The organism is Pseudomonas sp. TE4620, from assembly GCF_056279045.1.
Genome location: NZ_JBWBQO010000001.1, coordinates 1,788,781 through 1,803,211 on the forward strand (window position 1 = coordinate 1,788,781; position 14,431 = coordinate 1,803,211).

Genomic DNA, 14,431 nt, shown 5'->3' on the forward strand with positions numbered 1-14,431 from the left:
ACAAGAACAAGCAGTAGAGGGTTACCCATGGCATCGCTACAACAAAAGAAACAGCGTTCGCTGCAACACGGTCTGACCTCGCGCCAGGTGTCGATGATCTCCATTGCCGGGATCATCGGCGCCGGGCTGTTCATTGGCTCGTCAACGGCCATCGCCACCGCCGGGCCGGCCATTCTGATTTCCTACACCATGACCGGCCTGCTGGTGCTATTGGTGATGCGCATGCTCGGGGAGATGGCCATCGCCAACCCCAACAGCGGCTCGTTCTCCACCTACGCCAGCCAGGCCATCGGGCCCTGGGCCGGGTTTACCATCGGCTGGCTGTACTGGTGGTTCTGGGTGCTGATCATTCCGGTCGAGGCGATTGCCGGTGCCGATATCCTGCATGCCTACTTCCCCGGCGTGCCGTCGTGGCTGTTCGCCTTTCTGATCATGATCGTGCTGTCGGGCACCAACCTGATCAGCGTGAAGAACTTCGGCGAGTTCGAGTACTGGTTCGCGCTGATCAAGGTCATTGCCATTCTTGCCTTTATTGGCGTCTGCACCCTGGCGGTGTTCGGCTTCTGGCCACTGGCCGAAGTCTCCGGCGTGCAGCAACTGTGGGCCACTGGCGGCTTCATGCCCAACGGCTTTGGCGCGGTGCTCGGCGGTGTGCTGGTGACCATTTTCTCGTTCTTCGGCGCCGAGATCGTCACCATCGCCGCCGACGAAACGTCCAACCCCAAGGACAAGATCCGCAGGGCCACCAACCTGGTGGTGTACCGCATCGCGATCTTCTACATCGTCTCGATCTTCTTCATCGTTTCGCTGGTAGCCTGGAACGACCCGGGCCTCAAGGCCGTTGGCTCGTTCCAGCGCGTGCTGGAAGTGCTCAACGTGCCGGGCGCCAAGCTGATGGTCGACCTGGTGGTGCTGGTGGCGGTGACCAGTTGCATGAACTCGGGGCTTTATACCGCCTCGCGCATGCTCTACTCGCTGGGCTCGCGGGGCGAGGCGCTGAAGATGACCAAGCGTATCTCCGGCAACGGCGTGCCGACCGTGGCGGTGATTCTCTCGACCTTCGCAGGCTTTGCCGGTTGCCTGGTCAACTACGTGTTCCCCGGCAAGGTCTTCGGCTTTTTGCTCTCGACCACCGGCGCCATCGCCTTGCTGGTGTACCTGGTGATTGCTGTGTCGCAGCTGCGTATGCGCGCCATCACCGATCGCCAGGGCACGGAGCTTGCGTTCAAGATGTGGCTGTTCCCGTGGCTGACCTGGCTGGTCATCGGCCTGATTACCCTGGTGCTCGGCTACATGCTGATCAGCCCGGCCTACCGCTATGAAACCCTGATGACCGCGGGGGTGACCCTGGCCATCCTGCTGATCTCGCTGACCCGCCGTAAAACACCGGCCAGCGAGGCGGCCGGCAGCCCGGCGGTATCGGCCAAAGGCCTCTAGCGCGGCGCTTGGCACGGCAAAAGCCCATGACCGGTTCATGGGCTTTTTCGTTGTCCGGCGTTACTATCGGCGTTGCTTTCCCTTTAAAAAACAGACAATCAGGAAGCCTATGAGTACCCAAGCCTTATCCCTGCAGGAACTGGCCGCCCCCGAAGGCGTCTGCTACGGCTGTGGCTGTTCCCACCCCAGCGGCCTGCACCTGAAAAGCCACTGGGACGCCGACGGTATCCACCTGCTGTGCCGCCACTCGCCCGACAGCACCTTCCTCGGCTGGCCGGGGCTGGTCTATGGCGGTTTGCTGGCGATGCTGGTCGACTGCCATTCGAACTGGACCGCCATGGCCTACCACTACCGCGCCGAAGGCCGCGAGCCGGGCAGCCTGCCGCGTATCGACTGCGTCACCGGCCAACTCAACCTGACCTACCTGAAACCCACGCCGATGGGCGTCGAGCTGCTGCTCAAGGCCCGGGTCGAGGGTGAAGTGGGGCGTAAGAGCCGGGTGATCTGCGAAGTCTGGGCCGACGACGTGCTGACCGTCAGCGCTGACTCGGTGTTCGTCCGGGTCGACACCGAAAAGCTCAAGCACAAGGCCCACGGCACCGCTTAAAACGGCACGGCAATGGTCAACTGGCTGTAGACGTTGGTGCCATTGCCGCCAACCTGGTTGCCGCCGTCATCGCTGCTCTTGCGCGGCTGGTACAGGCCCAGCAGCGGGCTGATGATCAGGTGCTCGCTGACCGCCCATTCGGCGTACAGGTCCAGCTCGCGGCCGTCGAGGTTCAGCGTGCCGCGCTCGTGCAGGGTCTTGTAGTTGAACAGCAGCACGCCCAGGGTCAGGGCCTCGACCGGGGTGGCCTTGAGGCCGACAAAGTGCACGTCGTTGTTGCTGTTGAACGGGCCTGAATAGTTGCCCGTGACCTCGCCCTGGAACCAGGTGCCGTAGCCGCGGTTCATGCCGTTGAACATCGAGTCCCAGCCTTCGGAATAGCGGCTGTAGCGGTAGGTCAGGTCCGGGCGCCAGGGCACCTCGGCAAAGGTGTAGCCGGCTTCGGCGTACCAGGCTTTCTCCGGCCCTGCGTGCTTGTTTTGCCAGGCATATTCGAAGGCGAAATGCGCGTTCTCGACCCCAGCATCACCGGCGCCGCGCAGGCTGTAGATGTCCATGCCTTCACGTTGTTTCTGGAACTCGCTGGCATAGCGATCATCGACATTCAGGCCGCGAATGTAAGTCAGATCCAGGGTGCCGGGGGCAGTGCTGTAGGCCAGGGTGCCGGCGGCCAGTTCGCTGTTGGCCTGGGCGCGGTTGTCCGACTTCATCCACAACAGGCTGCCATGCAGGCCATCCTTGGCGCCCAGGCGCAGTACTGCGGTCTTGTCGAAAGCATGGCGGGCGGCCAGATAATAGGCGCCGCCGCGATTGAGCTCGCCGTCGGCCGGGCCCTTGCCGAAGTTCAGGCCGTCGTCGTTGATGATGAAGCCATCGCCGAGGGTGATGACCTGGCGACCGAACGACAGGTCCAGGCCATCCTCGCCCAGTGCCGGGATCAGTTTGCCCGAGCGCCAGCCGGCGAAGGCTTCGTCGAATTTAGTCGTGCGTTCGCTGCCATCGCTGATGCCGGCAGCATCGCCGTCGCCCCAGGTCGCCGAGCTGACCAGGTTGGCGGTGCCATAAACCGTGCCCAGTTCGCCCAGGCGCTGGTCGGCGCTCAAGCCATATTTGATAAAGCCTTCGCGCCAGGTCGAGCCGCCTGGGGTGTCGTCGTAATTCTTGCGGCTGTTGAACAGGCCGTACACGGCGAGGAAGTTGGCGTTCAGGTGGGTGTCGTCATCGGCATACAGCTCAAGTGCCTGAACCGGGGGCAGGGCCAGCAGCAGGCTGAGGCTGGTGCCCTTGAGCAAATGGGGGAGGCGGGTGGTCATGGCGCAGGTTCCCTAAAGGAGGCGTTGGTGGCCGCCATTTAGGGTTCGAAGGCCCCGGCAGGTCTTTGCTTTGCCTGCCAGGGCGGTTGATCCTGCTCGCCAGCAGGTTTAGCGCAGGGTAGCGGCCATCTTCGCGAACACGTCGAGCACGGCGCTGGCCAGGTCCTTGCTGCGTTGGCCGTTCCAGCCGGTTTCGGCGTTGGGCGCGTCGTCGTGGTCTTTGAACGGCATCTCAAGGGTCAGCGACAGGCAGTCATGGGCCTGGCCGACGCTGTTGCAGGCCAGGGTCATATTGGCCTGGCCAGGGGCGGAGCGCGGGTAGCCATGGACCTGCTGGAAGTCCACGGTGCGCTTGCACAGGCTGTCGCGGAAGGTGGTTTCCAGGGCAGCGATACGCGCGTTGTAGCCGGGGTTGCCTTCGCAGCCGGCGGTGAACACGTGGGGGATTTCTTCGTCGCCGTGCACGTCGAGGAACAGGTCGACGCCGTGCAGCTTCATCTGCTGCTGGGCGAAGAATACCTCCGGGCTCTTGTCGATGCTCGCATCCTGCCAGGCGCGGTTCAGGTCCTGGCCCTTGGCGTTGGTGCGCAGGTGGCCGTGGATGGCGCCGTCGGGGTTCATGTTCGCGATCAGGTACAGGTCGGCTTCCTGCAGCAAGGCCTGGATCGTCGGGTCATTGTCTTGCAAGCGGTCGATCACCCCTTCCATGAACCACTCGGCCATGTGCTCACCCGGGTGCTGCTGGGCGATGATCCACAGTTTGCGCTTGGTTGCGGCGCCGTCGCCGGCGCGCAGCAACTGGATGTCACGGCCTTCGACGCTGCGGCCGGTGGCCAGCAGTTCAACGCCAGGCAGGCTGGTGGCGCGTTCAATCAACTGATTGTGGCGCGCGCGCGGGTAGGGCTCGAAATAGGCAAACCAGGCCTGGGGCTGTTCGGCCTTGAGGCTGAATTCGAGGGCCTTGCCGTCGAAAGTGGTGGGCACCCGGAACCACTGTTGCTGGTCGTAGGAGGCCACGGCCTGGTAACCGCTCCAGGCCTCGTGGTAGGACGAGGCACCGGCGTTTTCCAGGACAAAACCATGGGTCTGGCCCGGGGTCAGCCCCGCAGCCTTGAAGTGGAACCACTGGAAGTGCTCGCTGCGGGTGTCGGGGCGGATCTCCAGGCGCACCCGTGCAGGGTCACTGGCATCCTTGACGAGGATGTTGCCGGAATCGAAATCGCAGTCGATGTGCAGGGGGGACAGCGTCACGGTCATCACCAGGCTCCATGTAGAGTTGTTGTGGCAACTACTCTACACGCCTGGCTCAGGACCAGAAACCGATCGCTGCCAATGCCGCCAGGCCCAGGCCGATGGCCACCGAGCAACCGCCCAGCGACAGTGCGGCGCGTGGTTGCCGGTACCAGCCGTCCTCGCCCAGTTGGCGCGCCGGAGCCAGCAGCGAGCGCCAGCGCAGCTCGGTGGCGTGGAACGCCTCGCGGTGTGCCGGGGCGCTGTCTAGCCAGCGGCGAAAATCGATGCGTTCGCTGGCCGTCACGTCCGGGCTTTGCAGGCGTACGTACCACTGGCCGGCGATGCTCGCCAGGGCGTCGCGCTCTTCGCGGGCAATCTGCAGCGCCTGGTTCATGTGGCGCTCGACAGTGATGGCCGGCAGGTCGAGGCGCTCGGCAATGCTGGCGAACGACAGTTGATCGAGGCGGCTGAGGAGGAATACCTGTTGAACGCGGCGCGGCAGCTTTTTCAGGCGCTGCAGCAGGGCATCGTCCGCCAGATGGTGGGAAAGGGGATTGTGTTCAAGGGGCAGCAACAGACGGGTCATGTACAAGCTCCTTGCTGGTCGGTGGAGTGGGGGCGTCTTCCTTGACGCTGCAACAGCTTATTCGTAACGAGATTGATTCTCAAGTGCTAATTCCGCAAAGCGCTGTTACAACCATTCACTGTGCGACATTCATTTGCTATCATCGCGGCCATTCAAGCAACACCCATCTTCATTAGCCTGAAGACCAAAAAAAAGACCCGGCAAAAAGCCGGGTCAAAAACCGTGATTAGCCTGATGAGGAGATAATCTGAGAGTCCGACCTAAGGGCTTTCAGTTTATCCAACCAGTCTCGCGACCAGTTGTGAGCAATAATAATCGTTATCATTTGCAAGTCAAATGAATTTTCTGTCATTGCGTAAAAACTTTTACGCAGTGCGCTCCCTCCTGACCGGCGGACACCAGCACCCGCCTTCGGTCGACTCCCACGTAACGTTCTGCAACAGGCTCAGGAATGCTCCTGATTGGCTGCCGTGCGCTCGAGCATGGCCCTGGCCATGTTGATCATGTGCATCGACGCCAGCGCCAGGTCGCGCGGTACGCCTTGCATGCCGTCAGCCGATTCGTAGGCGGTGGCGGCAGCGCAGCGCAATATATTGCTGGCCTGGGCGGTGGCCTGGGCGCTGCTGAGGCCCTCACGGGCGACCAGCAGCGGCTCGTCGGGGCCAAAGGTCACCGGTGCCGGGTTGAGGTAGTAATCCAGCGCGCGCCGGGCGGCATCACTGTTACTTAATGCTTCGGAATCAAGGCTGAGGTCCGTTTCAGGGGATATCGGTTTCATGCGTCTGCCTGCTGTTTGGATAAGCGATGAAAGGTGTTGGCAGATATTAATACGCTCTGTAGTTATGACTATTGTTTAAATACTACAATATGTGTATTGAGCGCCAGAAGGCAGTCCGTATCGTGCCAGCGATGGATAAATGGACTGACCTGGTTAAAGCCAGGATGCGTGAACTGAAAGTCACGCAGGAAAATCTCGCCGAACGCATCGGAGTCACCCAGGGCGCCGTGGGCCACTGGCTGCGCGAGGAGCGCGAGCCGAAACTGCGGGTGCTCAACCAGATTCTGGTGGAAGTGGGGCTGCCGCCGCTGCAGATGGTTTTCCCCAATCAGGTGTCGGAAAGCAACGGTTCCTACACGGTATCGGGCAACCCGACTACTGTGGCTGGCGCCGATGGCCTACAGCACGAACTGTATTTTCGCTACCCGATTCTGGCCTGGGGCAATCTTGACCCGGTTGAGGTGGCCGATGACACGCCGTTGCAGTCAACCGACTATAAAGCGCAGGGGCGGGCGTTCTGGCTCAGGGTCGAAGGCGACGCAATGACCGCGCCGTTGGGCTTGAGCGTGCCGGAGGGCATGCTGATCCTGGTCGATACCGGGCTTGCGGCCGAACCCGGCAAACTGGTGATCGCGCGTTCGCCAGGCAGCACGGCAACGAGTTTTCGCCAGTTGAGCGAGGAGGGCGGCCAGCGCTACTTGCGCCCGCTCAACCCGACCTATCCCAAGGCCTTGTGCAGCGAGCAGTGTGAGTTGCTGGGGGTGGTGGTGCAGGCATTGGTCAAGTTTTGAGCTGAATCTCATCGCGGGGCAGGCGACCCGACTTGCCCCGCGATGAGGCCCTCAAGCCTCGTCCAGCTCCACCAGCACAGCCCCTTCACTGACCATCTCGCCTTCCTGGCAGAACAGCGCCTTGACCGTCCCGGCATGGGGCGCGCGGATGCTGTGTTCCATCTTCATGGCTTCCAGCACCACCAGCTGCGTGCCAGCTTCCACCGCCTGGCCAACCTCCACCAGCACCCGTACGATGCTGCCGTTCATTGGCGCGCCAAGGCCGCCCTGATGGCTGTGGCTGGCATCGGCCTCGGCAATCGGGTCGTAGCGGTTGACGCTGTGCAGCTCGCCGTCCCATTGCAGGTACAGGGTCTGGCCACGGCGGATTGCCAGGTGCCGGCGGCGCAGGCCGTCTTCGTCGATCAGTAGCTGCTCGCCGTCCAGGGTCAGCTTCGATGCATCCGCCTGAGTCAGGTTGATGACCCGAGCTTCACCGTTGCAGGTCAGGTGCAGGCTGACCTGCGCCGGCACGCCGGCACGAAAGCCGTTGTTGGCGGCCCACGGCGAGTGACGGTCATCGTCACGCGGTCGCAGCGGCTGACTCTGGATAAAGGCCTCGGCCGCCGCCTGCCAGAACGCCGCCGGCAAGGCTTGCGGTGCCGGTAGCAATTGTTCCTGATAACGCGGGATGAAACCGGTATCCAGCTCGGCCTCGGCAAATGCCGGGTGGGCGAGGATGCGCCGCAGAAAGGCGATATTGGTTTTCAGCCCGCCGATGGCAAACTCGTCGAGCATCGCCAGCAAGCGCAAGCGCGCCTGCTCGCGGGTTTCGCCCCAGGCGATCAGTTTGCCGAGCATCGGGTCATAGAACGGCGAGACGTCGTCGCCTTCGCTGACGCCGCTGTCCACCCGTCGGCCTTCGCCCGGCGCCGACTCGCGGTACAGCGCCAGGTGGCCGGTGGCCGGGAGAAAGTCATTGGCCGGGTCTTCGGCATACAGGCGCACTTCGATGGCATGGCCGTTGAGCGGCACCTGCGCCTGGGTGATTGGCAATGGCTCGCCACAGGCGACGCGGATCTGCCAGGCGACCAGGTCCAGGCCGGTGATCGCTTCGGTGACCGGGTGCTCGACCTGCAGGCGGGTGTTCATCTCCATGAAGAAGAACTCGCCGCGGGCATCGAGCAGAAACTCCACGGTACCGGCACCGACATAGCCGATGGCCTGGGCCGCCTTGACCGCCGCTTCGCCCATGGCCTGGCGCTGGGCGCTGCTCAGGCCCGGGGCAGGGGCTTCTTCGACGACCTTCTGGTGCCGGCGCTGGATCGAGCAGTCGCGCTCGTTGAGGTACAGGCAGTTGCCGTGCTGGTCGGCGAACACCTGGATCTCTACGTGGCGCGGCTTGAGCACGTATTTTTCCACCAGCATGCGCGCATCGCCGAACGACGACTGCGCTTCACGCTGGGCCGAGGCCAGGGCTTCGCCGAGCTGGCTTTCGTGCTCGACCACCTTCATGCCTTTGCCGCCGCCGCCAGCGGTAGCCTTGAGCAGCACCGGGTAGCCGATCTTTTCGGCGGCGGCGCGGAAGGTTTCCAGGTCCTGGGCTTCGCCGTGATAACCCGGCACCAGCGGCACGCCGGCCTGTTCCATCAGGGCCTTGGCCGCCGACTTGCTGCCCATGGCATCGATGGCGCTGGCCGGTGGGCCGAGGAAAATCAGCCCGGCCTGCTCGATGGCACGGGCAAAGCCTGCGTTCTCGGACAAAAAGCCGTAGCCGGGGTGGATCGCCTGGGCGCCGCTGGCTTTGGCCGCGGCCAGCAGCTTGTCGATGTCCAGGTAGCTGTCAGCGGCCTTGGCGCCGCCGAGGTCGACGCGAATGTCAGCTTCGCGGCTGTGCCGCGCTTCACGGTCGATGGCGCTGTGCACGGCCACAGTGGTCAGGCCCAGGGCCTTGGCGGTGCGCATCACCCGGCAGGCGATCTCGCCGCGGTTGGCGACCAGCAGGGTGGTCAACGGGGTGCGGCTCATGGGCGCGGCTCCTTGTGCGACGGTTGGCCCTGCCAGGCCGGGCTGCGTTTTTCCAGGAAGGCGCGCAGGCCTTCCTGGCCTTCAGGGCTGACGCGAATGCGGGCGATGGCGTTTTCGCAGTAGCGGCGGATGGCCGGGGTCAGCTCGCCGGGGCCGACTTCACGCAGCAGCTCCTTGCTGGCACGCATGGCCTGCGGGCTGTTGAGCAGCAGGTTGTCGATCCAGTTGTCGACCTGCTGTTCCAGCTCGGCGGCCGGGTAGGCTTCGGCCAGCAGGCCCAGCTCACGGGCGCGCTCACCGCTGAAGCGTTCGGCGGTGAGGGCGTAGCGGCGTGCGGCGCGCTCGCCCATGGCCTGGACCACGAACGGGCTGATCACCGCTGGCGCCAAGCCGATGCGCACTTCCGACAGGCACAACTGCGCGTCACTGGCGCCAATGGCCATGTCGCAGCAGCTGATCAGGCCCAGGGCGCCACCAAAGGCTGCGCCTTGCACCACCGCCAGGGTCGGCACCTTGAGCCGCGCCAGGTTGTACATCAGCTCGGCCAGCTCGCGGGCGTCGTCAAGGTTGGTGTTGTAGTCCAGTTGCGCCGACTGCTGCATCCAGGCCAGGTCGGCACCGGCGCTGAAGTGCCGGCCACGGCCGCGCAGCAGCACGAAACGCAGGCTGCTGTCGGCGCCGATATGGTCAATGGCGATGATCAGCTCGCGGATCATCTGCGCGTTGAAGGCGTTGTTCTTGTCTTCCCGGCTCAGCCACAGGGTGGCGAAACCACGGGGGTCCTTGATCAGTTCAAGGGTAGTGAAGTCGCTCATGGTCACATCCGGAAAATGCCGAAACGGCTCTGTTCGATCGGTGCGTTGAGGGCCGCGGACAACGCCAGGCCAAGGATCTCGCGGGTTTGCGCCGGGTCGATGACGCCGTCGTCCCAGAGCCGGGCGCTGGAGTAGTAAGGGTGGCCCTGGTGCTCGTACTGGTCGAGGATCGGCTGCTTCAGACGCGCTTCGTCTTCGGCGCTGAAGGCCTGGCCGCTGCGCTCGCTCTGCTCGCGCTTGACCTGGGCGAGCACGCCGGCGGCCTGTTCGGCGCCCATCACGCCGATCCGTGCGTTTGGCCACATCCACAAGAAGCGCGGGTCGTAGGCGCGGCCGCACATGCCGTAGTTGCCGGCGCCAAAGCTGCCGCCGATGATCACGGTGAACTTCGGCACCTGGGCGCAGGCCACCGCGGTGACCAGCTTGGCGCCATGCTTGGCGATGCCACCGGCCTCGTACTTCTGGCCGACCATGAAGCCGGTAATGTTCTGCAAGAACAGCAGCGGGATGCCGCGCTGGCAGGCCAGCTCGATGAAGTGCGCGCCTTTTTGCGCAGCTTCTGCGAAGAGGATGCCGTTGTTGGCCAGGATCGCTACCGGATACCCGTGCAGGTGGGCAAAGCCGCACACCAGAGTGGTGCCGAACAACGCCTTGAACTCATCGAATACCGAGCCGTCGACCAGCCGCGCAATTACCTCGCGCACATCGAACGGCTGCTTGGCATCGGCCGGCACCACGCCGTACAGCTCTTCACTGCTGTACAGCGGCGCCACCGGCGCGCGCTGCTGCAACTCGCCGAGCTTGTGCCAGTTGAGGTTGGCCACGCAGCGCCGGGCGATGGCCAGGGCGTGCTCGTCGTTGTCGGCATAGTGGTCGGCGACGCCGCTGGTTTTGCAGTGTACGTCGGCGCCGCCGAGGTCTTCGGCGCTGACCACTTCGCCGGTGGCAGCCTTGACCAGCGGGGGGCCGGCAAGAAAGATCGTCGCCTGCTGGCGGACCATGATCGCTTCGTCGGCCATGGCCGGCACATAGGCCCCGCCGGCGGTGCACGAGCCCATGACCACGGCGATCTGGGGAATGCCGAGGGCGCTCATGTTGGCCTGGTTGAAGAAGATCCGCCCGAAGTGCTCGCGGTCGGGGAACACTTCATCCTGGCGCGGCAGGTTGGCGCCACCGGAGTCCACCAGGTACAGGCACGGCAGGCGGTTCTGCAGGGCGATGGCCTGGGCGCGCAGGTGTTTTTTCACCGTTAGCGGGTAGTAGGAGCCGCCTTTGACCGTGGCGTCGTTGGCGACGATCATGCATTCGACGCCTTCGACCCGGCCAATGCCGGCGATCACGCCTGCGGCCGGGACGTCTTCGCCGTACACCTCATGGGCGGCCAGCTGGCCGATTTCAAGGAACGGCGAACCTGCGTCGAGCAGGCGGTCGATACGTTCGCGTGGCAGCAGTTTGCCCCGCGAGGTGTGTCGCTCCTGGGCCTTGGGCCCACCGCCTTGGTGCACCTGGGCGATCAGGCTGCGCAAGGCGTCGACCTGGTTCGCCATGGCGGCGTAGCTCTGCGCGAACTCTGCTGACTTCGGATTGATGTGAGACTTGATGATCATTGTGGTTCCTCACGCAGAATCAAGCGACAAGCTTCAAGCTGCAAGACTGATCTGTGTTATGGCGGCAGTCGCGAGCCGTCAGCACTGCGCGGGCTGCATCGACTTGCCGCTTGTAGCTTGCTGCTAAGCGCTTCAGCGCGTCTCTTGGAAGAGTTCGCGGCCGATCAGCATCCGGCGGATCTCACTGGTGCCGGCGCCGATCTCGTAGAGCTTGGCATCGCGCAGCAGGCGGCCGGCCGGGAATTCGTTGATGTAGCCGTTGCCTCCCAGAATCTGGATCGCCTCAAGGGCCATCTGGGTGGCGCGCTCGGCGGTGTAGAGGATGACCCCGGCGGCGTCCTTGCGCGTGGTTTCGGCGCGGTCGCAGGCCTGGGCCACGGCGTACAGGTAGGCGCGGCTGGCGTTGAGCTGGGTGTACATGTCGGCGATTTTGCCCTGGATCAGCTGGAACTCGCCGATGCTCTGGCCGAACTGCTTGCGGTCGTGGATGTAGGGCACCACCAGGTCCATGCAGGCCTGCATGATCCCGGTCGGGCCGCCGGAGAGCACCACACGCTCGTAGTCCAGGCCGCTCATCAGTACTTTGACGCCGCCGTTGAGCACGCCGAGGATGTTCTCTTTGGGTACTTCGACGTTGTCGAAGAACAGCTCGCAGGTGTTCGAGCCGCGCATGCCCAGCTTGTCGAACTTGTTGCTGCGGCTGAAGCCTTTCCAGTCGCGTTCGACAATAAAGGCGGTGATGCCGTGGGCGCCTTTGTCGAGGTCGGTCTTGGCGTAGATCACGTAGGTGTTGGCGTCCGGGCCGTTGGTGATCCAGGTCTTGCTGCCGTTGAGGACGAAGTGGTCGCCGCGCTGTTCGGCGCGCAGTTTCATCGATACCACGTCGGAACCGGCATTCGGCTCGCTCATGGCCAGGGCGCCGATGTGCTCGCCACTGATCAGCTTGGGCAGGTACTTGGCTTTCTGCTCGGCGTTGCCGTTGCGGTTGATCTGGTTGACGCAGAGGTTGGAATGGGCGCCGTAGGAGAGGGCGACCGAGGCCGAGCCGCGGCTGATTTCTTCCATGGCCACCACGTGGGCCAGGTAGCCCAGGCCGGCGCCGCCGTATTCTTCACTGACGGTGATGCCCAGCAGGCCCATGTCACCGAACTTGCGCCACATGTCGGCGGGGAACAGGTTGTCCTGGTCGATCTGCGCGGCGCGCGGCGCCAGCTCTGCGGCGACGAAGGACTGCACCTGGTCGCGAAGCATGTCGATGGTTTCGCCCAGGGCGAAGTTCAGGGTCGGATAACGCATGCGGGCACCTATTGTTGATTGTTCTTGGATTAAGGGTGCTTGTGCTGGCCTCATCGCAGGTTATGCCCGCTCCTACAGTTCTTGGTGGGAGCGGGCTTGCCCCGCGATAGCCTCACAACACAAACCCTGTTTGTCAGTAACCTTTACGTTAACGTAAACCTGCCATCGTTAGCTGTCAATCTCGCCATGACCTTTACGTTAACGTAAATATGCGCCAGAGTAAGTCGCGCTTGAATCAGCTCCCAGAACAACCACAAAAAGGGACCGCCATGAATCAACCGAGCTATACCCAGGGCCGTCAGGACAAGCCGTTGCTGGCCATGACCATCGGCCAGGCATTCGACCAGACGGTCGCCCGCTTTGCCCAGCGCGAGGCGCTGGTGGTGCGACATCAGCAGCAGCGCTACACCTGGCAGACGCTGGCCGCCAGCGTCGACCTGCATGCCCGCGCGCTGATGGCGCTGGGGCTGAAAACCGGCGATCGCTTAGGCATCTGGGCGCCCAATTGCGCGCAGTGGTGCATTGCCCAGTTCGCCAGCGCCAAGATCGGCGTGATCCTGGTCAACATCAACCCGGCGTATCGCACCAGCGAGCTTGAATACGTGCTCAAGCAGTCGGGCTGCCAGTGGCTGATCAGCGCCGGTGCCTTCAAGACTTGCGATTACCACGCCATGCTTGGCGAGCTGCTGCCCAACCTCGCCCAGCAAGCGCCAGGGCAGCTACGCAGCGAACGCCTGCCGGAGCTGCGCGGGTTGATCAGCCTTGATGCCCAGCCGCCAGCAGGCTTTCTGCCCTGGGAGCGCCTGGCCTGGCTGGCCAGCGAAACCGACCCGGCCGACTTCCAGGCCCGTCAGCACAGCCTGCAGTTCGACCAACCAGTGAACATCCAGTACACCTCCGGCACCACCGGCTTCCCCAAGGGCGCGACCCTCAGCCACTACAACATCCTCAACAACGGCTACATGGTCGGCGAGAGCCTGGGCCTGAGCGAGCACGACCGCATGGTGATCCCGGTGCCGCTGTACCACTGCTTCGGCATGGTCATGGGCAACCTCGGCTGTGTCACCCATGGCAGCACCATGATCTACCCCAACGACGCCTTCGATCCGCTGCTGACGTTGAACTGCGTCATCGAGGAGAGGGCCACCGCCCTGTATGGCGTGCCGACCATGTTCATCGCCATGCTCGATCACCCGCAGCGTAGCGAGATGGACCTGTCGACCCTGCGCACCGGGATCATGGCCGGCGCCACCTGCCCGATCGAGGTGATGCGCCGGGTGATCGGCGAGATGCACATGAGCGAGGTGCAGATCGCCTACGGCATGACCGAAACCAGCCCGGTGTCGTTGCAGACCGGCGCCGATGACGACCTTGAACTTCGCGTGACCACGGTAGGGCGGACCCAGCCGCAGCTGGAAAGCAAGATCATCGATGAGCAGGGCTGCATTGTGCCGCGCGGGCAGATCGGCGAGCTGTGCACCCGCGGTTACAGCGTGATGCTCGGTTACTGGGGCAACCCGGCGGCCTCCAGCGAAGCCATCGATCCGGCCGGCTGGATGCACACCGGCGACCTCGCGAGCATGAACGAGGCCGGCTATGTGTGCATCGCCGGGCGCAACAAGGACATGATCATTCGCGGCGGTGAGAACATCTATCCGCGCGAGCTGGAAGAGTTCTTCTTTACCCACCCGGCGGTGGCGGATGTGCAGGTGATCGGCATACCCGATGAGCGTTATGGCGAAGAGATCGTCGCCTGGATCAAGTTTCACCCCGGCCACAGCGCCAGCGAGATCGAACTGCAACAGTGGTGCAAGAGCCGCATTGCCCACTTCAAGGCCCCGCGCTACTTCCGCTTTGTCGATGAGTTTCCGATGACGGTGACCGGCAAGGTGCAGAAGTTCAGGATGCGCGAGATCAGCATTGAAGAGCTGATCAAACGCTGATTTTTCGCGGGGCAAGCC

Annotated in this window: 12 protein-coding genes; 4 read left to right on the forward strand and 8 right to left on the reverse strand. The window is 63.6% G+C overall.

The genetic code is table 11. The features are described from left to right. Positions 1-27: 27 nt before the first annotated feature. Together ACZ9A3_RS08650 and ACZ9A3_RS08655 are read left to right on the forward strand one after the other, a co-directional pair. Positions 28-1,437 carry an amino acid permease gene (locus ACZ9A3_RS08650; RefSeq protein ID WP_213601538.1) on the forward strand — a complete coding sequence of 470 codons (1,410 nt, stop codon included), beginning with the start codon at positions 28-30 and terminating at the stop codon, positions 1,435-1,437. A gap of 109 nt (positions 1,438-1,546) precedes the next feature. Then, positions 1,547-2,044: a PaaI family thioesterase gene (locus ACZ9A3_RS08655; protein WP_045198503.1), complete on the forward strand. Its 498-nt coding sequence runs from the start codon at positions 1,547-1,549 to the stop codon at positions 2,042-2,044. On the opposite strand, the gene ACZ9A3_RS08660 is transcribed toward ACZ9A3_RS08655, so the two are convergent. From ACZ9A3_RS08660 to ACZ9A3_RS08675, 4 genes are all read right to left on the reverse strand, one after another. After that, the gene (locus ACZ9A3_RS08660) at positions 2,041-3,357 is read right to left on the reverse strand and encodes a hypothetical protein (protein WP_476252390.1); all 1,317 of its coding nucleotides are present in this window, start codon (positions 3,355-3,357) and stop codon (positions 2,041-2,043) included. The genes ACZ9A3_RS08655 and ACZ9A3_RS08660 overlap by 4 nt on opposite strands. Before the next feature lie 108 nt (positions 3,358-3,465). Continuing rightward, on the reverse strand, positions 3,466-4,614 hold the full coding sequence (locus ACZ9A3_RS08665) for a M14 family metallopeptidase (protein ID WP_476252391.1): 1,149 nt from the start codon (positions 4,612-4,614) through the stop codon (positions 3,466-3,468). A gap of 49 nt (positions 4,615-4,663) precedes the next feature. Further along, complete coding sequence (locus ACZ9A3_RS08670; RefSeq protein WP_045198509.1) at positions 4,664-5,176, reverse strand: DUF4880 domain-containing protein; 513 nt, start codon at positions 5,174-5,176, stop codon at positions 4,664-4,666. Between the two features lie 445 nt (positions 5,177-5,621). Next, entirely contained in the window at positions 5,622-5,954 is a 333-nt protein-coding gene (locus ACZ9A3_RS08675) for a DUF6124 family protein (protein ID WP_213601532.1), read from the reverse strand. Positions 5,955-6,085: 131 nt separating this feature from the next. On the opposite strand from ACZ9A3_RS08675, the gene ACZ9A3_RS08680 reads away from it, so the two are divergent. Continuing rightward, the gene (locus ACZ9A3_RS08680) at positions 6,086-6,745 is read left to right on the forward strand and encodes a LexA family protein (protein ID WP_045198513.1); all 660 of its coding nucleotides are present in this window, start codon (positions 6,086-6,088) and stop codon (positions 6,743-6,745) included. A 51-nt stretch (positions 6,746-6,796) separates the two neighbouring features. Here the strand turns inward: ACZ9A3_RS08680 and ACZ9A3_RS08685 are convergent, their stop codons facing one another. The 4 genes from ACZ9A3_RS08685 to ACZ9A3_RS08700 all read right to left on the reverse strand — a co-directional run bounded on the left by ACZ9A3_RS08685 (position 6,797) and on the right by ACZ9A3_RS08700 (position 12,470). Further along, positions 6,797-8,752 (reverse strand): acetyl/propionyl/methylcrotonyl-CoA carboxylase subunit alpha, encoded by a 1,956-nt coding sequence (locus ACZ9A3_RS08685; RefSeq protein WP_093383750.1) that lies wholly within the window; start codon positions 8,750-8,752, stop codon positions 6,797-6,799. Then, complete coding sequence (locus tag ACZ9A3_RS08690; RefSeq protein WP_045198517.1) at positions 8,749-9,567, reverse strand: gamma-carboxygeranoyl-CoA hydratase; 819 nt, start codon at positions 9,565-9,567, stop codon at positions 8,749-8,751. Before ACZ9A3_RS08690 ends, ACZ9A3_RS08685 begins: the two co-directional genes overlap by 4 nt. Before the next feature lie 2 nt (positions 9,568-9,569). Then, complete coding sequence (locus tag ACZ9A3_RS08695; protein ID WP_045198519.1) at positions 9,570-11,174, reverse strand: carboxyl transferase domain-containing protein; 1,605 nt, start codon at positions 11,172-11,174, stop codon at positions 9,570-9,572. A 132-nt stretch (positions 11,175-11,306) separates the two neighbouring features. Further along, positions 11,307-12,470 (reverse strand): isovaleryl-CoA dehydrogenase, encoded by a 1,164-nt coding sequence (locus tag ACZ9A3_RS08700; protein ID WP_045198521.1) that lies wholly within the window; start codon positions 12,468-12,470, stop codon positions 11,307-11,309. 269 nt (positions 12,471-12,739) lie between these two features. Between ACZ9A3_RS08700 and ACZ9A3_RS08705 the strand changes: the two genes are divergently transcribed. Beyond that, complete coding sequence (locus ACZ9A3_RS08705; RefSeq protein ID WP_476252392.1) at positions 12,740-14,413, forward strand: AMP-binding protein; 1,674 nt, start codon at positions 12,740-12,742, stop codon at positions 14,411-14,413. The last annotated feature ends 18 nt before the right edge of the window (positions 14,414-14,431 follow it).